Annotated in this window: 14 protein-coding genes and 4 pseudogenes; 5 read left to right on the top strand and 13 right to left on the bottom strand. The window is 34.5% G+C overall.

Going from position 1 to position 20798, the window contains the following annotated elements:
• Nucleotides 1-300 precede the first annotated feature (300 nt).
• From BVG16_RS07745 to sigK, 9 genes and pseudogenes are all read right to left on the bottom strand, one after another.
• A complete protein-coding gene (locus BVG16_RS07745) occupies nt 301-2214 on the bottom strand; it encodes an ABC transporter ATP-binding protein (RefSeq protein WP_078497940.1) in 1914 nt (637 codons plus the stop codon).
• The gene (locus BVG16_RS07740; protein WP_158081645.1) at nt 2211-4043 is read right to left on the bottom strand and encodes an ABC transporter ATP-binding protein; all 1833 of its coding nucleotides are present in this window, start codon (nt 4041-4043) and stop codon (nt 2211-2213) included. Before BVG16_RS07740 ends, BVG16_RS07745 begins: the two co-directional genes overlap by 4 nt.
• A 187-nt stretch (nt 4044-4230) precedes the next feature.
• Nucleotides 4231-4884, bottom strand: a complete 654-nt coding sequence (locus BVG16_RS07735) for a 4'-phosphopantetheinyl transferase family protein (protein ID WP_078497938.1) — start codon at nt 4882-4884, stop codon at nt 4231-4233.
• 7 nt (nt 4885-4891) lie between these two features.
• The gene (locus BVG16_RS07730) at nt 4892-5125 is read right to left on the bottom strand and encodes an acyl carrier protein (RefSeq protein ID WP_158081644.1); all 234 of its coding nucleotides are present in this window, start codon (nt 5123-5125) and stop codon (nt 4892-4894) included.
• Between the two features lie 17 nt (nt 5126-5142).
• Complete coding sequence (locus tag BVG16_RS07725) at nt 5143-5895, bottom strand: aspartate/glutamate racemase family protein (RefSeq protein ID WP_078497936.1); 753 nt, start codon at nt 5893-5895, stop codon at nt 5143-5145.
• Nucleotides 5896-5922: 27 nt separating this feature from the next.
• Nucleotides 5923-7188: a diaminobutyrate--2-oxoglutarate transaminase gene (gene ectB / locus BVG16_RS07720; RefSeq protein ID WP_078497935.1), complete on the bottom strand. Its 1266-nt coding sequence runs from the start codon at nt 7186-7188 to the stop codon at nt 5923-5925.
• A 587-nt stretch (nt 7189-7775) separates the two neighbouring features.
• The gene (locus tag BVG16_RS07715; protein WP_078497934.1) at nt 7776-9386 is read right to left on the bottom strand and encodes a hypothetical protein; all 1611 of its coding nucleotides are present in this window, start codon (nt 9384-9386) and stop codon (nt 7776-7778) included.
• Nucleotides 9387-10340: 954 nt separating this feature from the next.
• Nucleotides 10341-10609, bottom strand: a pseudogene (locus BVG16_RS33825) (transposase); the annotation flags it as partial.
• A gap of 213 nt (nt 10610-10822) precedes the next feature.
• Nucleotides 10823-11524 (bottom strand): RNA polymerase sporulation sigma factor SigK, encoded by a 702-nt coding sequence (gene sigK / locus BVG16_RS07710; protein WP_018757275.1) that lies wholly within the window; start codon nt 11522-11524, stop codon nt 10823-10825.
• Between the two features lie 260 nt (nt 11525-11784).
• Between sigK and BVG16_RS07705 the strand changes: the two are divergent.
• Nucleotides 11785-12918, top strand: a pseudogene (locus BVG16_RS07705) (IS256 family transposase).
• Nucleotides 12919-12939: 21 nt separating this feature from the next.
• On the opposite strand, the gene BVG16_RS32745 reads toward BVG16_RS07705, so the two are convergent.
• A complete protein-coding gene (locus BVG16_RS32745; RefSeq protein ID WP_158081642.1) occupies nt 12940-13116 on the bottom strand; it encodes a hypothetical protein in 177 nt (58 codons plus the stop codon).
• Nucleotides 13117-13816: 700 nt separating this feature from the next.
• On the bottom strand, nt 13817-14044 hold the full coding sequence (locus tag BVG16_RS07700; protein WP_078497933.1) for a hypothetical protein: 228 nt from the start codon (nt 14042-14044) through the stop codon (nt 13817-13819).
• A gap of 227 nt (nt 14045-14271) precedes the next feature.
• On the opposite strand from BVG16_RS07700, the pseudogene BVG16_RS34185 reads away from it, so the two are divergent.
• Nucleotides 14272-14717 (top strand): annotated as a pseudogene (locus BVG16_RS34185) (hypothetical protein); the annotation flags it as partial.
• Nucleotides 14718-15079: 362 nt separating this feature from the next.
• Here the strand turns inward: BVG16_RS34185 and BVG16_RS34180 are convergent.
• Nucleotides 15080-15293, bottom strand: a pseudogene (locus BVG16_RS34180) (IS256 family transposase); the annotation flags it as partial.
• Nucleotides 15294-15457: 164 nt separating this feature from the next.
• A complete protein-coding gene (locus tag BVG16_RS07690; RefSeq protein ID WP_078497932.1) occupies nt 15458-16360 on the bottom strand; it encodes an AraC family transcriptional regulator in 903 nt (300 codons plus the stop codon).
• Between the two features lie 1074 nt (nt 16361-17434).
• On the opposite strand from BVG16_RS07690, the gene BVG16_RS07685 reads away from it, so the two are divergent.
• From BVG16_RS07685 to BVG16_RS07670, 3 genes are all read left to right on the top strand, one after another.
• Nucleotides 17435-17782, top strand: a complete 348-nt coding sequence (locus BVG16_RS07685) for an aminopeptidase (RefSeq protein ID WP_144027319.1) — start codon at nt 17435-17437, stop codon at nt 17780-17782.
• A gap of 204 nt (nt 17783-17986) precedes the next feature.
• Nucleotides 17987-18961 (top strand): hypothetical protein, encoded by a 975-nt coding sequence (locus BVG16_RS07675; RefSeq protein WP_078497929.1) that lies wholly within the window; start codon nt 17987-17989, stop codon nt 18959-18961.
• A gap of 110 nt (nt 18962-19071) precedes the next feature.
• A complete protein-coding gene (locus BVG16_RS07670) occupies nt 19072-20259 on the top strand; it encodes a trans-sulfuration enzyme family protein (protein ID WP_078497928.1) in 1188 nt (395 codons plus the stop codon).
• Nucleotides 20260-20798: the final 539 nt, after the last annotated feature.

Here is a 20798-nt window from a genome sequence, read left to right as displayed (position 1 = left end):
CCGGTTGATTTTTGTTGAATTAATTATTCCCTACGACATATAGAATTTTTGACGATGAAACGAGCTTAAAATGGAATAGCTGGATATATGGTTAGAAGCGAACGGTACCCCTTTACACCGAAATACGACTATTTTGTTGGTCTTTTACTAACCCATCAGAAGTTAGCACCCTTATACATGACTTGAATGTTGCTTATTGTATGTACATGTATCAATTCCTGTTAGTGTTCACACACAGCTACATAAGAACCTAAAATCTTTGTGAACGTTTATGTCATATTTATTCCAAATATTTCGTTTTTAAATATTTGAGTACTCATTATCATCTATGTGATTTAAGTCAGTGCTATCTTCTTGTTTATTTTGGTAATATTGTGCCTGTGCATTCCATAGCTCATAATACTTTCCTTCTAGATTTGTTAATAATTCAGTATGCGTTCCGATTTGTATAATCTGTCCTTCATCAAAAACCATTATTGTATCGCAAAACCTGCAAGAAGAAAGTCTATGCGAAATAAATAAAGCAGTTTTATTACCAACCATATTATTGAATTTTGAATACACTTCAGCTTCCGAAATTGGATCAAGTGCAGCTGTTGGCTCATCCAGAATAACAAATGGCGCATTCTTGTAGACAGCTCTCGCTAATGCTATCTTCTGTGCCTCTCCACCTGAAATATCAATTCCGTTTTCTTCAAATCTTTTATATAGAGATTGTTCCAAATTTAATGGTAGTGTACGTACTCTATCGTCAATTCCTGCCATCTCAAGCGCACTCCATACTCTATTTTCATCATATTCTTTTGATGCTGCCACATTTTGCCCTATCGAAAAAGAAAGAAGTTGAAAATCCTGAAATACAACTGAAAAATTGTTTAAATATGCATCGTAATCATACTCTTTAATATCTTTTCCATTTAACGTTATATACCCCGATTCAGGACTATAAAGTCGACAAAGCAACTTTATCATTGTTGTTTTACCCGAGCCATTCATTCCTACTATTGCTGTACGACTGTTTGAGGATATTTTCATTGATATATTTTTCAATGCATATTTCTCACTAGATGGATAACGGAATGATACATTATGGAACTCAATCTCCCATTCATCATTGTTTACCGTAAGAATTTCTTTACCTTCATTCAATTCCACAGGTAAATCAAGATAAGTAAAAAGTAATTCAAGATAATTATTGTTACTTCTAATTTGTGAAATTGAAACTGATAATTCTGCAATAGCAACAGCTAGCTTAGCTATTGCAGCATATGTTTTGGTAACGGCTCCAAGGCTAATAGTACCTGCAAGAGCTTTAAGTCCAACAAAAATATAAACTAATCCCCCAATAAATACTGAAATCACTAGATTTACACTAAAATACTGCTGATGCAGTCTATATGTTCCATTAACAATTTTAAGCCATGGTAGTCTTCCCTTTTTAAGTACCTCATCTATAATAAGCTTCTTTTGATCGTATATCCTGACATCTTTACCCGCATGGTCATCTTCAAGATAAATATAATGATAATATTCAATATACCCATTATTCGTTGCACCATCTTGATATAACTCAAATACTTTCTTATCAACTTTTTTTGAATTTTTCACTGTTATAAAAATACAGATAACTATTGCTAATATTAATAAAAGCGAAAACCATCCAGAGTTCACTACACTTATAACTTGACTATCCGTAGAATCAGTTGCCATAATTGCTCCATATGATATTATAATAGCAATTATTACAGAGACTAGACCTTCAACAATAGATGTTAATCTACCAACAATAGCAGTTATGCCTCCATCAGTTGCAAACATACCTGCAATAATTTTTTCTCGTAGCTGTGTAATATTTGGATCTTCTAGTTGCGAAAAATTCATAGATAATTTCTTATCATTCATGTAATTTTCAAAACGTGCTTCAAACATTCCTTCCTTTATTGCAACCTTTTTTGATATTAAATTTGATAACACCATCAGCAGTAGTGTTCCACCACATGTTACTCCTACATAGACTGCAAGTAACGTAGTATTTCTATTTTGCGTTAGTTCATCAATAATTACTGCTAACATGTATATCGAAATATAAGGAATAAGTGCGTTTAAAACTGACTTAAAGAGACTTAATTCAATTTGACCTGGAGAAAGCTGTCTAATAATACTACAACCACGCTTTATCAATTTTAGATCTTTTTTTATACTTTTGTTTATCATACTGCTTTCTCCTCTTCATCACTTCGATAATATTGACTTTGAACATCGTAAACTTGTCTATACTTTCCGCCAAGTGTCATAAGTTCATCATGTGTTCCCGTCTCCACTATCTTTTTATTATCTAGATAAATTATTCTATCGCAGAACTGTGTTGAAGAAAGTCTATGTGAGATGTAGATTGATGTTTTATTCTTTGTCAAATCATCATATTTTAGATACATCTCATTTTCAGCAATAGGATCAAGTGCCGCTGTCGGTTCGTCAAGGATTAGCAAAGGAGCATCTTTATAAAGTGCTCGTGCTAACAATAATTTCTGATTCTCTCCTCCTGAGAATGCCACACCATTTTCAGTCACTGACGGCACAAGATTAGTATTAAAACCATCTGGCAAACTTTCAATTTTCCCCTTAATACCAGCGTCTTCAGCACTTTCACAAAGTCTACCCCAATCAATTTCATTGTCACACCGTAAAGCAATATTCTTTGCAATGCTTGCTGGTAGCAAACATACTTTCTGAAACACTGCAGTAATTAGCGCATAATACTCGTCTCTGTTAAATTCGTTGATATTCGTACCATTTAGTAAGATACGTCCTGAAACTGGTTCAATGAGTCCACAAATAAGATTTACCAATGTTGTTTTTCCAGCACCATTTGAGCCAACTATTGCAAGTCGTTCACCTTTATGAATTTTCAAATTAATCTTTTCAAGAATAAAATCATCATTGCCAACATATTTGAAGCTAACATTTTCAAGCACAATTTCAATTGGTTCATCTAATCGTGGTAATAAAGCACCTTTATTTCGTCTCATCATATCTTCTGTATCCATTAAATATCTATAATCATCTACCTTATGATTCGCTGTTGATAATTTGCGAAGTCTTTGAATAATTTGTTCAAGCCATTGTCCAAATCCTGTAATAACACCAAAATACAAGGCAAAGTCTCCAATAGTCATTTCACCCTTCATAACTTTCCATATTAGGTAAATATAAGCGCCAAAGTTACGTAAAAATATCAACAGGGTTTCAAGCAGAGATTGTAAAAAATGTTTAGATGCAATTTTATTTTGCCAACTAAGTTTTTCATTCAAAAAAATTTGTGCTATTGTGTTTATCCAGCTCTTCATATTATAAAGACGAATATCTTTAGCAACGGAACTATCACTCGTACAATGCACGGCATAATCCAGTTTACGGTCTATTATTGCACGTTCATCTTTTGTTTTATGTTCCCATTTTTCGATATATAATACAACCAGCCCATGAATAACATAACTTAGTATAAGAAGTAATATAATAATTGGATTGAGAAATACCAATACTGCACAAAATGAAAAAAGTCCAAAGAGATTTTTGACTAACTCAACAAAATGTGGGTAAAAAGAAACCATATTTACATAGATATTCCTGTTTAAAGCCTGATGTGATTTCATAATCTTTGTTTTTCCAGCAGGAGATGCAAATAGAGGATAATCCATATCAACTATTTTCCAATCTTTTTTGAGATAAAAATGAAGATTCCATATTTTCACTGAATTCATATAGATATTTTGCTCTGTATAATAGCTAACATATGACAAAATCATCAATAGGATTGTCAATAGACCAATTTGTTCAAGAAATTCATATGCAGGAATTGATTTCGTTATTGCATCAAGTACAACTTTTGTTAATAAAACACCCAATAACGCTACTGCAATATCCGAAGGAATCCTAATAAAAGGTATGATGACCCCTTTTTTTTCAAAATTCCATTGTTCGCGTATCATAAATATCAAGTTACTCAAAAAACCATGTGTGTTTTTTTCATCATTTTTTTTCATAATTTCCCTTCCTTCAGTCCTCTTCATTTCACTTCATTTATTTCCCATGCTAATTTTAATTAAATAGGAAATTTATCTTAATTTTTTTGACAATTCAGATATAAAGAAAACTTCCTTAAATAAACGTATACAAAGTCTTTTATATAAAACCAAAGAAAATAAGAGTGTTATAATTCAAACAAGTGCCTTACACTAATAAAGGCATAGACATCTCCTCTATATCTAGCTCTGATAATTCAATTAATTCGCTTTTTTGCGTACCATTACAAACAGAAATTACATATTCTGCTCCATTAATATTGTAAAAATAAGAGGGAATCTTATGATCTAATGAGCTAAAGGAATTCAAACTCATTGATAATCCCTTTCCAATGTATTTAATATAGGCTTCCTTCTTGGTCCAAATTTCATAAAAACGCTTATCCTGATCAGAAGTATTCTCAGTAATATATGAAAATTCATCAATATTAAAGAATCTTTCTACTATATCCATCTCTGCATTCTTTATTGATTCTATATCCACTCCAATTGGATAGTCTGATATAGCTACAGCAATAGCATTTCTCGTATGTGATATATTAAAATGAAATTCAGAAAGATTTCTTAACATAGGTTTACCATAGTATGTCTTTTCAAAAACAATATCTTGGTTTTTAATATCCGTATTTCGACACACTATAATTCTTATAAGCAATTCGGAATATAGGCTTAATTTTTTATCTATATCAAACCTAAACCGTTTAATTTTTTCTTGTTTTTCATTCGACACTAAATTTTGCAATAAATTAAACTTTGATTTATCAATTGTATCTGTAATACCAACAAAAAATAATTTACTCATTTTTCATCTATGCATTTAAAAGTTCAATTTTAGACACTACATAGTTAATTAATGACCCTATAGATGGAAATTCCGATAATAGCAACTTATCATCATCAAATTCAATGCCATATGTTTTTTCTATCTCTACTATAATTTTGATAAAGGTAACAGAGTCTAAAATACCTAATATCTCACTTTCAATTGTAATATTCTTGTCTTTAACAACGCTTTCAATTTGTCTTAATAATTGTTCTTTCATTTTTATATCCTTCCTTTTCAATAATATTCTAGAAAGCATCCACTGTCTGTTTCTAGATAAAATTCCTGCAAATTCTTTCTATTTAGTTTATAGCCACATTTTATTATTGAACTTATAGCCAAAATATCCATAGTATCAAGACATTTATAATATTTAGAAGTGACTTCTAAAAATCCAGAAATCTCGGTACAAGCTATCAAAAAAATGCAACCATTAACTCTATTGTAAATAAGTCTTAACATGTCGTTATACTCATTCATTAAATCGTCATGCTTAATTCCACTCTTAATTTTTATAATAATCTCTGATAATACCTTCTGCTCAACATCATTTGGATAACATAATACCCCTTGCTTAATGTTTATATTAAATATTTTTGAATAAGCTACAGCTTGAGTACCTAAAACACATATTTTCTTAGTAAGACGTAATGAGTTCAAAAATATCCCAGTCTCTTCAATCAAATTAATAAAATTGATTTCTGATGGATATGAAAACTCATTAACAAAATAATGTGCTGTATTACATGGTATAGCTACAGATTTCACACCAAGAGTTACCATATCGACAAAGCATTTATTTATAGCCTTAACAGGTGATATTCCATAATGAATTATTGCTTCGGTACGATCCGGAATTTTAGGGACATTCAAAACACAAATATCGATGTGCTCTTGATCGCAATTTGCGTCAGTATAATTTATAATTCTTCTAACAAACTCTACTGTTGCTAACGGTCCCATTCCACCGATAATTCCTAGTTGAAACATTTATCTTCACCCCTTTCATGATAATTTTTAGAAATTATCACAAAAAACTTCATCAATCGATTCTTTTACCTTGGAGAGTCCCTCTTTTAGTTCTGCCAAAGTTATAACCAATGGTGGCAATATTTTTAGAACACTATCATTTCTTCCAGCTCTTTCAATGATTAATCCTCTTTCAAAACATTTTCTTGCAACTTTAAAGCAAACATCTTTTTCAGGAACTCTACTAAAATCAATTCCATATATTAATCCCTTTCCCCTATACTTAAGTAAAGGATAAGATGACAATATTTCATGCTCTATAAAATTGACCAAGAATTCTTCCTTAATCTTGACTGCATTAAGTAAATCTTCTTTATACATATACTCAAGAGCAGCTGAGCCGCATACAAAAGCAAGCTGATTACCGCGAAAAGTACCATTATGTTCACCTGGATTCCATATATCGTATTCCGATTTGAATAAAAGAAGTGACATGGGCAATCCTAAACCACTAATCGACTTTGATAATGTCACCAGATCTGGAACAATACCCGCTCTTTCAAAAGAAAAAAAAGTTCCAGTTCTTCCACACCCTACCTGAATTTCATCACATATTAACAATATGTCATGTTGATCACACATATCTCTTAAGCGCTTCAGCCAATCGGACGATGCAACAACTACACCTCCTTCTGCCTGTATTGTTTCAACAATTATTGCAGCTGGTTTTTCAATTCCTGAGTGATCATCATTTAAGATATTTTCTATATAACCGATAGTATCAAAAGATGCGTTAAATCCGTATGGAAATGGCATAAATACAACATTATTTAGTGGAATACCTGCCCCTTTTCTTAATTCAATATTACTTGTTAATGATAGGCTTCCTAATGTCATTCCATGAAAGGCTCCAGAAAAAGCAAAGATTGTTTCTCTACCCTTTACTTTACGTGCAAGTTTAACCGCAGCTTCCACTGAATTAGTACCAGTAGGACCACAAAACATAACCTTATAATCATAACCTTTAGGATTTAAAACATATTCCTTAAATATGTCAAGAAACGTTCTTTTAGCTTCAGTAAACATATCTAGAGCATGCAGTATACCATCAGTTTCAAGATAATTCATAAGACTGTCTTTAATATAAGGATTATTATGTCCATAATTTAGTGCTCCCGCTCCGGAAAAAAAATCTAAATATCTCTGTCCATCTTCATCATACATCTCACACATTTTAGCTTTACCGAATACTTTGGGAAAACTTCTACAATAACTCCGTACGTTCGATTCTAATTCAGTAAAAATAGTTTCCATAAATATTGTCCTCCATTTTCTCTATTACCCAACTATTCTATAATTCAGAATTTGAATAGATAACATGCTCAAAAGAATTAATCGATTCAATATTTGATTTAATACGCTCAGTGATTTCTATTTTTTGGTATTTCCCAAGAGAATCTATGTACTTTAATGTGCTGTCCATCGGATGATATAAGAATATGGTTATCTTTCTTTTATTTCTGAGTAAAGAAACATGAATTGCAACTAATACTTTTATGTATACTTTCAAATGAAAAGGATTGAAGAAAAAAATTTATTTGCTGTAGTCAATACATATATTCTCAACATTCTCAAGTAGTATGCTATACCTTTCAGTATCTACTTCAAATCCTGTCAGATGTTTGCATGAATAATAAGCTGCAGTGATAAGTACCCGACCTGCGCCGCAACCAAAATCAATTAAATGATCATCTGCATCGAATGGATATTTTGTAAACAAATTTTCCAAGAATAAATAACTTGTAGGCACATATTCAAAAATATTTTTCTATATGGAAGAGAAATTCTATCTTCTACATCAGTTTTAATATTGAGAAAATTATCATTCACATTACTTTTATTCATAAATTCAACTCACTTTTAGTCAATTTCAATGTTAATGCGAATATATGCATATTTTCACACTCTGGAAGTTTAACTGCTTTTACCTTTTTCTGTGCATTAATTCTTCGAGAGAGTATGTAAATAAAACACTTTTCTGTTATATTCTCTTCAACAATCTCTCCAAATATTGTTTTTTCGCACTGTACCAACTCTAAATATTCTAAGTCATCTAACGAATTCGGCGTCCAATCATATAATTCCACCAAGATTTTATCAAAAGTATCATCATCATATATAATAATAAAATAATCTTTATATGATCCCCATTCAGAACAACCCAAAAGTAGAACTTCAGTATAGTAATCAACATTTTCAACACTAATAATCTGTTGCATGCAAGATATGTTATCATAGTTAATACTTTTATAATCTGGAAGCTTAAAATCACTACTAATAGTTTTCAAAGATTGTTCTAAAACATATTCACCAATTCCGTTGAAGTCGGCTATTTGTGAATTTGGTGTGCTAATACCTTTATTATTAAAATATTTATCAAGGTCTATATATTCATTGGCTCCTGAATTGTAAACATCAGATTGATTAATTGTTTTTACTTCATTTTTTCGATTTACAATATTTAAAATTTTTTGAATTAGCTCTTTTTCCTCATCAACCAAAATATAAATTCGTCGGCAAATTGATTCCGAAACTTTTTGATAATTAGAAGCAAACAACATTTTTAATAATTGAAATCTTATCATTTCCCACTTTTCAGCAATTATTTTCATTTCAATACCAGTTGTCAAAAACTCTTGTTCATACACGGGATACCATTCAGCAAATTTACTCAACAATACAGAAAATCTCACACAATTATGTACCATTTCTTTCAACTCTTGATTTAGAAACATCTTTCCATGTATTTCATCAATAGCATAATCATTTTCCTCATCAAATTCTTCTATTTCTATGTTCAACTGAAAATTATTTTTAATCCCCTCACCAAGACCTTTAAACGAATCGATTGTCTGTCTAAAATTGATATCGGTTAATACATCTCTTAACAATGTCATTCTCGGAAAACATTTGGTATTTTTCGTCAAAAAGAATTCGCGGAATGATTGAAATCCGTTTCTAATATTTTCTCCGGGCAAACAGATGTCTTTCTTATCATAATATGGATCGAGGCATGTATAGAGATCATTAATCTCATCGTATTCTGTAATAAAAAATGCATGCGCACCATCTTTAATTTCTTGGTATCTCCAATCCCAAGGGCAATAATAACCCAATATTGATATACAAATAGCACTTCCTGAATGCATTTTTTCTATAATGTCATTAAAATAATAATCATAATCACCTGAATATTTATTTGTTCCTATATTTGTGTACTTCTCAAACGAAACAGTTATATCATAGTCATTTATTATACTTTTACCTAAGCCTTCGTGTATTTTTCCACTATCAAACCACATCATTAATGCATCAAGATAAACTAATTCATAATCAATCCCCATTGAAGTTGCAAATGTAGCAATGCAATCGTCAAAACAGTATGATGGTGTTATATTTTTAGTGATTCTTGGAAACTGATCAATCTGTAGTTCCTGTAAATATCCCATCATATTCTCCCTCTCATATAATCATAGATTAATAAAATCATAAAATTTAATATCAATTTTTTAAATTTTTATCATAGTGGGTCTTTTTGGTAATCACATTAGCTTTTTATATGTTTTCTTGAGCATTATTTATTATTATTTCTTTAAATTCAACAAAATGCTTGATGTCATTAGACGAACTATCCATTTGGCCTTTTGAAAGAAATTACACCAGCATTTGAAGAATTAAAAATCGCGATTTCAAGAAAAACTAAGGTTACCTATTTCTGTTTGTCTGTTTCATCTTGTTTTCTTTCTTCTATTCTACTAAAAGAACTGGTTTTGTTTGTTAACAAGCGACAAAACAATCTTTCTCCGGTAAAGATACGTTGTATCGATTCGATTCCTTTGTGGTAAGTGAATCGAAGATTTATTACTGTCACTCAGCTGCAACTATGCTAATCCTGCCATTAAAATACCCTATTTCAAATCCACGACATACTAATCTAAATGCTTCGTTGAATCTAAAGAATATAACTTATTCTTTTCTAAGCGGCATTAATAACCCAAAAGATATAACCCATTTTTTACTCCATATCCTGATTTTACCTATTAATAAATTTAAGTCAATATTTTTCCACATTTAACCTCGAATTTTGTAATCACTTGTTTGAAAACACAGAAATTTGACAAAATAATTTGATATACTAACTTTGTTCTAGCAATAGAATTTTTCTAATTGGGGAAGATATTCGTTCGATGAAATTGATTTTTTTCAACTGAAACATTACAGCTGAGCCTTGTTAATTAGATAGTGCTATATATTGCAAAAAAAATGAGAGCGCAAGGGATGACTCAAAAATCTCACTTTATCGGTATGATTTGACATTATATCCTGTACTTCGGATCCTGCCAGCTAAAAGTGGCTTCCATAGTAATGGTCTTCTATTTTTCCAAGGTCTTCTCGATATACTGTCAAACAACGGATTTGAGCACCTCATACACAGTCCCAGCAACTAACCGATGATTCCGAATGCGAGATAATAGAGAAGAATCTGGAAGTGGATCTTACGGATTAAAACCCCCGAAACCACTTATTGGCAAGATTCACCCGATCTTCTTGGATGATCCTCTAATCTGAAAAATTGTAGAGAACCTGTAAAAACAGCAATCGGTAGGAGTTCCGGCTCGTTAGGCGCTCTTCTTAACTCAATAAAGTAAGTAGAACAAACCAATTCATGAATGAACTAGAATTCTATGAGTTCATGAGTTGGATATTTTTTTTCGCGGAGTGCAGAAATGTTTCTAACTCTTTTAATTTCTGTTAATTATAAAACAAAACCCAGTACCAACATGGCACTGAGCTCATTTCACAAGAATTAAAATGACTTTTACAATCCCCCCCCCAAAAAAGGGATCTTCATTCCAGTTATTTCTCTAGGAATGGTTCTAAATATTCCTTAACGCTTTGCCTTATAAAACTCATGATACAGCTTCATCAGCGCCCGCTTCTCGATCCGCGAGACATAACTCCGCGATATGCCTAGCTCCTTCGCAATCTCCCGCTGCGTCCGCTCCTCGCCACCCGCCTCAAGTCCGAAGCGGCCCACGACGACCTCTTTTTCGCGGTCATCCAGGATTTCGAGATTCTGATAGATTTTGCTCTTCTCGATTTTCAGCTGCACCTTCTCCACGACGTCATCGGCTTCCGAGCCGAGTATATCGATCAACGTAATTTCATTCCCTTCTTTATCCGTCCCGATCGGGTCATGCAGGGAGACGTCTTTTCGCGTTTTTTTCAGACTGCGAAGGTGCATAAGTATTTCGTTCTCTATACAACGAGCAGCAAATGTAGCTAACTTCGTACCTTTATTCGGTTGGAAGCTCTCAATAGCCTTAATCAATCCAATTGTCCCAATAGAAATCAGGTCTTCAAGATCTTCCCCCGTATTATCAAATTTTTTCACTATATGGGCGACAAGTCTAAGATTATGTTCAACAAGCATATTCCGTGAATATGCATTACCCTCCGCCATCTGTTGCAAATGTTTCATCTCTTCTTCTTCGGTCAGAGGCTGAGGGAAAGCATTATTCTTAACATAGGACACCAATAGAGAAAGCTGCTTTATGAACATCGCAATTGTTGACAAAAACCCAAGCATTACTCCACCTCCTTATACATGCACGTTCACCATCTCTACGATTGAGAACGTTACATTCTATGTGGGCGACTGCCTATGTGTGCCTGTTCAGCAGTAAAAACCTTGTTATATAAAATTCATAGTCTGTCTATTCGAGTCTGTAAAATCAATTGTGTAAATTCTTAAAATGAAAGAAAGGCTGGTTTGAGAGGATGGCTGCAATGGCTCGATTCAGTAACAAATAAGTGAAGGCATTTGTAAAAGAAAATAATCTCAAGACCATGGATGATGTTCAGTCGGCACTCAAGGAGTTGTTCGCTGAAACGCTTCAGTCGATGCTGGAGGCTGAACTAGACACAGAATTTGGTTACGAGAAGTATGACGTGAAGAATAAAGCGACAACCAACAGCCGGAATGGAAAGAGTAAGAAAACGGTGACCAGTGAATACGGCGATGTTGATATCCAAATCCCACGTGACCGAAACACCGAGTTTGAACCGGTTATTATCAAAAAACATCAGTCCACCGTCACCAGTATTGAGGACCAATCATTGCTATGTATGCTAAAGGCGTGAGTACCCGAGACATCCATGATCATTTGAACCATCTGTATGGCATTGAGGTATCCCCTACGATTATCTCGAATGTAACCAACAAAGTTGTGCCGCTCATCAAGGAATGCGTTAAATCCCCCCCTACAGAACGTGTATGCCGTTGTCTTCTTGGATGCCATTCACTTCAAGGTTAAGCAGTACGGAGCCATTGTGAATAAAGCAGCCTACATGGTTATTGGCATTGATCTGGATGGCAACAAAGACGTGCTGGGCATGTGGATTGGCGAAAATGAATCGGCCAAGTTCTGGCTGAGTGTACTGAACGATCTAAAAAACCGAGACGAAGAGGACATTCTGATCTCCTGCGTGGATAACCTAACGGGGTTCTCTCAGGCGATCTCCGCTTGCTGTCCAAAAGCCGAGATTCAAAAATACATCATCCACCAAATCTGCAACTTTACACGTTACGTATCCTACAAGGATCTCTAGAAAGTGACGGCAGATTTGAAGCCGATCTACAAAGGGGTGACAGAGGAAATGGGCTATTAGAATTGGACCGCATCCAAGAAACCTGGGGAGCTAAATACCTACTCATTATCCGCTTGTGGCGAAGCAATTGGGATGAGCTCGCTCCTTCTTCAAGTATCCACCTGAGCTGCGTAAAGTGACTAACGGTAAAAGAATCTTTCAAAGTTATGAGACACTTTTGAACATGCTCTATCAGGTCACTAGGACGTCACCCACAATTGGATAGGGCGAGTCCAAAACTTAGGACAAATGTTGCTTCAATTATCCATGTTTTTCCTGGGTCGGATTGGACCTCGGAGTTACCTTATAAAGAAGTTTACACAGAATTCTTGACAGTACTATAAGGAACAATAGTTATTTATTTGAATAGATAACATGCTCAAAAGAATTAAGTGTTTCATTATTTGTTTTATAACGCTCACTTATTTCTATTTTATTATAATGACCAAGAGAATCAACATATATTTTGCTTAATGTACTCTTCGTATGTAGAGCAATAAAGATATCGACTTCCTCCAAATCAGTTAACACCACTCTGTCTCCATCCGTACTAATTTCGACTTTTTAAAGCTATCACGAAGATGCCCTACATAAATAGAATTCTGAATCATCCAGGTTGTACTTTCGCTTCACAGCTCGTTCATTCTCATCGAATATTTTTGCAAAATCATGCACATTGGGTTGAAAACCAAAAGCTCGCTTCATCCCCCTATAATGACCAAGGAAAACCGCCTTTTCCTATTCACACCAGGATATCCTAATTGTTGCAGTTCGGTAATAACTCCTAGAGCATAATGTCTATACAAAGTTCGCCGGCTTGTGATTCCATCATCTTCCGTCGTACTCGGTTCTTTAAGATAATTAAACCAAAACTGCGATCAGTCAATACAAAAATTCATTCCATTTCATCTGTATGCGTGGCTGCTGAAAGTACCCACACCCCGCTCCTCCAAGAGTAGCGGTCATACCCAGCGTTCAGGTCGCTGTTTTAGTTCCATCTATGTGCCTTGATAGACGATGGACCAACAATTACTCGTTAGAATCAATTATATTGCATAAATCGCTGCTTTCATTTTTGTAGCCCCGTTCGTAAAATATGGAGTTCTTGTATCCGTTTGTAATATATTTTTTCACCCTCGTCAGTTTTATACATAACTAATTTATTTCTACGGATTAGGAAACATCAGAATCGTAATAAGCTACTTTGACTCCGACTCTCTTTAGAGCGGTCTTATAGTTTGAATTTCTGACTATAGTGACATTTCAATTTAGCAAATTGTTCAAAATATAATTCTAGCATGTCTAATGGAATATCACTTCTTGTAACACGAAAGCAACAGTTACATCCGATACCAACTTCGAGAAATCCAACCTCAAGGTTATCTTGATCTACATAAAAGACTGTTTCAATTGGACCTCTATCTTTAGCCTTCTTAAACCATTGTTCTTTAATTGCCAAGGAACATGTATATACCTCCTCACCAACAATTATCCCGTTTTCTGTGATCAAAGCTTTAATAACTTTTAAGGGTAATTTGACTTATCACCAAAACAGAACGAATGTTCTTGTTTCGCCAATCAGTCTTAAACTTAGTTTACAAAGGCTGTCTATTTTGTAATCCAAAACCGCGTTGGAATCAACTACTACAGTCTAAACCTTTATTTTCAACGAACATTAGAGAAAATCCTTTAGCTAAATCCATGCTTGCTGTTACAATGGATTACTGCCATTTTACTAGCTGGTATTCTCGGTGAGGCGGGGGATTTAAGTGACTTTATTTGTGCACAGTAATGTTTGCTACGTCATACTGACCTTAACCTCGCAGAAGAAGTTCAGGTAAATAGACCGGACTGATAAAGAATAGCAAACGCGGGCTCTCTCCTCCGACGTTTTTATCTTCTTGATGACTATGAGTTTAGTAGTGCACAATCCGGAATTTATAGCTATGCATGCATACAATGTACAGCTAAAAAAGATAAAGAAAATGAGGTCCATTATGAAACTGTGTGGCAAGTTAGCTAAAATTTTAGTTGGAACGACTCGCAATGTAGAAGCCTACACCCCGCCTTCATGTTGCTGCAGAGGCAGTCTAGAACTCGTTGGATTTATCAACAAGAACTTCTGTGGCTAAAGTGAAAGTTGGGAAAGTGAACCATACGAATTTCTGTTCAGATACAGGAGCTTCTTGGAAGCTACAAATTTCGACCGATGCAGTTTCCTCTTGGATAGTTGTGAGTAGTTCTAATACAAGCACTACAACACTGACAGAACAAACGATCTATGTAAACTATTCAGGATACGTCCGACCGATTCAAAGTTAATGTATCGGGAAGGTCTGGTAAAAGAATTAATATCGACGATTTCTCTATTTTTAATTAGCCAACTACTTATCAACCCACTGGTTATTTGGCTGGTAGTTTTTTAGATACACGTTCGTATAATACTGCTTCTTTGCAAAAGAATTTCATCCATAATATGGATGTTCCACATGCAACCGTATTCACTGCCTGCTCTCTTCTTGCTCTTTCCATTTCGACTATTAGACGTTTCTTTGTTGTCTACTTCATGTTTTTGGTAGCCCAAATGTGTATTTATCTACTGATCGTCTCTGCAAATAGGTTCTTCAATGCGTTTTGGGCATCTTGAGGTGTTACTAAATTATTCTCCTTGATATACTCGCGAGCTGTTGCTTTATCCATAATCCCATATGTTCTCCCCAGTATTTCCAATAGATTTTAATAGGTTTAAGAGTTTACACAATCTTTTTTACTGACTCGGAAAAAGCACGCACAGTTGCAGTGGCAATAACTGATTCGGTAAATAATCAACACGAGAAACAGCCTGTGAACCATGATGGAGGTAGGCTGTTTCTCACATAAACTTCGCGCTCAATCGGTATTGCAGAGGGCTCATGCCTACTTTCCTTTTAAACAATTGACAAAAATACGAAATATTGGTGAAGCCGATTTCCGTTGCGATTTCTTCGATGGAAAGCGAAGTAGATTTTAGAAGCAAACACGCCTCCTGCAATCTTCTGACCGTTAAGTACTCAGTTATCGTACTTCCAGTTGTTTTCTTAAAAATGGAAGAAATATGCTGTGGCGTCAAATGAAGATCGTCTGCTAACTTATTAAGCTCGAATCGCTGGTCATAATGCCTCTCTAGCCAATGTATAATGTTTTCGGCATGAATGGATTGCTTCATCTTCTTGTTCTCCTCATATGGTTGGCTTCGTTGCAAAAAATTCGTTTTTAGCTGCTGTAGGAACGATACCAAGAAAATACCGACCTCTTCTAGCCGCTCATTTTTATTCGGGGTGCCGAGTGTTTCTTGTAAACCCTCAAACAATGAGATGATCGGGGAATGTTCGTGGATATCAGGGAAAATTTGGACAGGTAGCCGGCTTTTCCAAAGATATTGAAAAAACCGGAACAATTCCGGGAAAGATTGGAAATAGCGTTCGAACAATGTGGGTTCAAAGTGCAGTGCGGTGCGAACGTAAGGACAATGACGCGGGGTACCGACTTCCATATGGACGCCGTGAAGCTGATAAGGCTGGAAAAAGATCAGTGTCCTCGGCCCTACACACGTAACGGTCTGCTCCAGGGTCAGGTTTACATTGCCTTGATAGATATATAAAAACTCCATTCCTTGATGCGTATGAAAAATGTTGAAATTACGGTCGTCCGTTTTTCTTTGGAAAGCATACACATACGGATACTTCGTAAAATTAATCGACATATGATACGGATTCACGACAAATATCGTCCCCAATCTTTCTTACCTTTTTTTCTTAATCTAACAACATTTTATCATAACCTAGCGTTACCACAATATGGTAGGTATTTGTTATAGTAGTTTTATATCGACAAAACCGCTGAGGTCAACTTGAGACATGTAAATGACGAAGGAATACAAGACACTACATAAACCTGGTACTTTCAGTTCTGACCAAGACAATTTTCGAAAACGAGATTAGATTCAGTATATCCTAACATATCTTTGTACGAGCTGTGGGACAACTCGTTAGGATCCCAGGACTTTTTAGATGGTTTAGATTGTATAACATGATCGTTATCTTGAACTTAACGGAATTAGCAGTGAGTAGATGAATTCTGGATGAATCACTTTGAAATATTCATAGCACGACACTAAAATGTACTAAAACCCAGGTACATTAATAGTCCAGAAGGAAATTAATACGTCGTCACCCGTAAATTGAAGCAAAAGTACAGGAATAGAGTAAAATTTCGGTAGTGTTGATGAGTTGTTTGATCAAAATCTAATCGAGAGTTTCTCTACAAAACGGACAGTTGGGATCGAGTGCGCCGTGTCATCAAGATGGAACGAGCGAGGTTGGCGAACTGTTCTTTCAATTTACGATTATTGTGACGAACTTGGAGTTATCGCTACAACGTTATTCGCTTTTACTGCCAGTGCGGGCACATTGAGAACTTCATCGTTTTTATTTTATCAGTATGAGGGTTTCTCATTTATTCCAGTATTTTTGCAAAGAAACGGGCATATTCCTTATAATTTACCAGTTGTAATGTGCTGAAATATAGCACTCTACAAAAGTATGAGAAGAAGATTCTGGGTGAGTCAAGGAAACCCTTGTCCCATCTACTTCGGTGAATGCCGAGAGGCTAAATTTTTTAGGAGGCATAGCTATGGTTGATTCAAGCATCGAAAAGCTAGCCGATATATTGCTTCATTACTCTATACATGTAAAACAAGGAGAAAAGATTTTGATTGGGCAGCACTCCTGCGACACCATTAATTAAAGAATTGTACCGAAGGATACTCAAATGCGATGCCCATCCGATCACTCATGTTGAAATTCCTTGAATCAATTACATCTACTATAAAGAGGCCGGTGAAGATCAACTCAATGAGGTTGAACATTTAAAGATGCTTTATCAGTATGTTGATGCAATGATCCGAATCAAATCGGAAGAGCATTTGAGTGAGCTGACTTCTATTGATTCTACAAAAATTCAGAAACGCCTGGTAGCATACTCAGTCTCTTTTGGATACTTACGGGCTCAGGGAAAACGATGGGTGCTGGTTCAGTATCCAACCCCCGCTTACGCAACAGAAGCTGGTTTGTCTCTAGAAGAATACGAAAACTTTGTGTTTGGTGCAATGAACATTGATTACTCAACACTTCGACAGGATATGAAAACAAATGTTTAGGGTGGTATTTTTGTAATGGCCAAGTCTGAAACGGTGTTAATGATTCAATTTCAAAAGCGGTTTGGCATGGAAGAACAATATGTCGCCTACATGATACACATGCTGGAAAGATTAGCTTTCCCTGTCAAGATGCGAAACGGTCAGACACGCAGGTTATATGATAGAACTAAATATACTTTTTTAATTAAGAAAGGATATTAATAAATGAAAATACTCCCCATTAGAGATCCGCTTATTTATGGACGAATGACATATGGTATTCCATTATCTATTATTTCTGCTTACGATTCATTGTTTCCTTGGTTCTACAGTATGTATATTGATATTTACATGGATACACCAGAACTATTTACACTAGAAAACGCTCGCATTATAAGTGGTGCGTATAAGCCTGTAATTGACCATGAAACAATAACTAGGGATGAATTTTTTGACCTCAACCTTTCAATAATAGATTTTCTACAAAAAGCTATTGATTCAAATCAATATGTTTATGCATTTTTCAACAAATATTATGTACCTGGAACTCAGGCATATAAAAATAAAAATCATAATCACAATTTGTTTATTTATGGTTATGATAGTCATCGAAGTACATTTAATGTAATGACTTTTGATAACTCACTGAAATTTAATAACATTGTTGTTAGTTATACTGACATTGAGTATGCTTTTTTAAATTATAGTGACCCTGATCCTATTCTAAATAACATTTATAGTATGACTTTTAAGAAAAAAAAATATCACTATGAACTAAGTAGCATAATAAACAAATTGGAAAAGTATTTATCACCTATAGAAACTTATAGTGGATTAAATTCCTATCAGTTCATTCAACAAAACTTAGTTGGATTTCTTAATAAGAAATCTAATTATTCGCCAAGCCTCGTTAACTATCATGTGTTATATGAGCATAAACTGTGTATGTTTCTAAGAGCAAAATTTTTTGAGGAAAATAAACTTATTGCTCCAGATATTATAAACGAGTGTCATACTATTGTACAAAACACACTGATAACTAGGAATATGTTGATGAAGTATCATATTAATAAAAATGATTATTTGATTGAAAAAATGATTACTTTATTAGGACTTATTAAAGAAGAAGAACAAAAGTTATTACATAAAATGATTATAGAATTAAATAAGAAAAGAGGACATATATTCGAGTCCACTTAGATGTTCAATAAGTAATAAGTAATTATCCGAAACTTGTAGTTTTTCGAAGATATACTAGACCAGTTTTTTGCTACGATTAACAAACAATGGTTAGACTGAGAGGGTTTTATATGAAAAAGAATAATACATATGATAATTCATTATTGGATTATCAAACAGCAGTAGTACACGATTCACATGATGATCGTCATCACGGCGCCGTAGCATTCCCTATTTATCAAAACAGTCTGTTTACTTTTCCAACACATGATGCATTTGATATGGCATCTTCTAAGTTCTTAGATAATCATGTTTATACAAGAGGTAATAATCCAAGTGTATTTGAACTTGAAAAGCGCCTTGCTTTACTTGAAGATGGAGAAAAAGCGAGGTGTTTCGCTTCGGGAATGGCTGCTATTTCAGCTGCTATCCTATCAACGATACAATCTGGTGATCATGTAATATGTGTTGATGAAGCATATGGTGTAACTAAAAGATTTTTGAATGATTATTTGAGTAATTATGGAATTGAAACTACATTTGTTGATGGGGCATCAATTGAGAATTTAGTATCTGCTGTACGTCCTAATACAAAATTAATTTATCTGGAGAGCCCTACGAGTATGGTTTTTAAATTACAAGACTTGAAATCTTGTGCTCAATTAGCTAAGAAGATCGGTGCAATAACAATTATCGATAATACCTGGGCTTCTCCGTGTTTTCAGAATCCTTTACAATTTGATATTGACCTTGTAATTCATTCAATATCAAAATATATTGGTGGACACAGTGATCTAGTTGGTGGGGTAGTAATTGGTTCAGCAGAATTAATTGATAAGTTAAGCAAAAATGAGTTTCTTTTGTTAGGGGGAATTATGACTCCACATACAGCTAACCAGGTAATGAGAAGTTTGCGTACATTACCTCTGAGAATGGAGAAGCTTCAAGCAAATGGTCTGTATGTTGCGAAATATCTTGAGCAAATACCTTTTATAACAAAAGTAAATCACCCCGGACTTCCCTCTCACGAACAATATAGTTTGGTGCACTCCCAAATGAAGGGGTTAGGCAGCTTGTTTTCATTCGAAACAACTTTACCATATCATATTGTTAGAAATTGGGGAGATAAACTTACTTATTTTCGTATTGGGGTTAGCTGGGGAGGATATGAAAGTCTAATTATTGTTACTAAGCAGACTACTGATCAAAAAAAAGACTCGATATCATTGGTTCGAATTTATATTGGTCTTGAGAATCCACAAATCTTAGTAAATGATATGTTGAATGCGTTTAAAGAAATTGGAATTTACGTTCCCTAATTCTTATCAGTATGTTACACATTCAGAAACTTCGAATTGAACTTCTTGTTCCTCTAGGCAGCTGGTTCAACCTATACTAAGATACGGCTTTCTAAGCTCATTATCTGAAAAATGTAATGGAACAGATAACTCACATTTATATGAAACTCTATGAAGCAGTGCCGGCGTTACTATTATGCTCCAAACCTATTTAGATGTAGTTGGACATTATGAAGTAACTGTTGATGGCACGTCAGATGACGTAGGGTCCATTCATAATTACCGTTGCTTGAAACCTGAAATAAAGTGCACATCATCGCGACTCGGAACTTGCTACGGTGCTTGTGGATAGATCTAAAAATTAGCGCCGGCCTTTAGAGAAGTAGTGCATCGCCTTTTTTAGAATTTCATTCTCTTCTTTCAGCTCACGGAGTTCTTTTTAAAGATCGCGCATCGCTTTTTCTTCAGGCTTCAGTTGACCACTATCTGGAAATGCATTCTCGGCATCTTGCTTAAGTTCGGTACCAACGATACAACGTGTTATTATGAAGGTTTAGTTC

It is taken from the genome of Paenibacillus selenitireducens (genome assembly GCF_002021565.1).
GTDB classification, from domain to species: domain Bacteria; phylum Bacillota; class Bacilli; order Paenibacillales; family Paenibacillaceae; genus Paenibacillus_K; species Paenibacillus_K selenitireducens.
This window is presented reverse-complemented; position numbering and strand designations above follow the sequence as displayed.

Bases quoted from the DNA above. Each gene is read 5' to 3' on its own strand.
- BVG16_RS07745 (WP_078497940.1), bottom strand. From the start codon at position 2,214: ATGATAAACAAAAGTATAAAAAAAGATCTAAAATTGATAAAGCGTGGT.
- BVG16_RS07740 (WP_158081645.1), bottom strand. From the start codon at position 4,043: ATGAAAAAAAATGATGAAAAAAACACACATGGTTTTTTGAGTAACTTG.
- BVG16_RS07735 (WP_078497938.1), bottom strand. From the start codon at position 4,884: ATGAGTAAATTATTTTTTGTTGGTATTACAGATACAATTGATAAATCA.
- BVG16_RS07730 (WP_158081644.1), bottom strand. From the start codon at position 5,125: ATGAAAGAACAATTATTAAGACAAATTGAAAGCGTTGTTAAAGACAAG.
- BVG16_RS07725 (WP_078497936.1), bottom strand. From the start codon at position 5,895: ATGTTTCAACTAGGAATTATCGGTGGAATGGGACCGTTAGCAACAGTA.
- ectB (WP_078497935.1), bottom strand. From the start codon at position 7,188: ATGGAAACTATTTTTACTGAATTAGAATCGAACGTACGGAGTTATTGT.
- BVG16_RS07715 (WP_078497934.1), bottom strand. From the start codon at position 9,386: ATGATGGGATATTTACAGGAACTACAGATTGATCAGTTTCCAAGAATC.
- sigK (WP_018757275.1), bottom strand. From the start codon at position 11,524: ATGCTTGGGTTTTTGTCAACAATTGCGATGTTCATAAAGCAGCTTTCT.
- BVG16_RS07675 (WP_078497929.1), top strand. From the start codon at position 17,987: ATGAAAATACTCCCCATTAGAGATCCGCTTATTTATGGACGAATGACA.
- BVG16_RS07670 (WP_078497928.1), top strand. From the start codon at position 19,072: ATGAAAAAGAATAATACATATGATAATTCATTATTGGATTATCAAACA.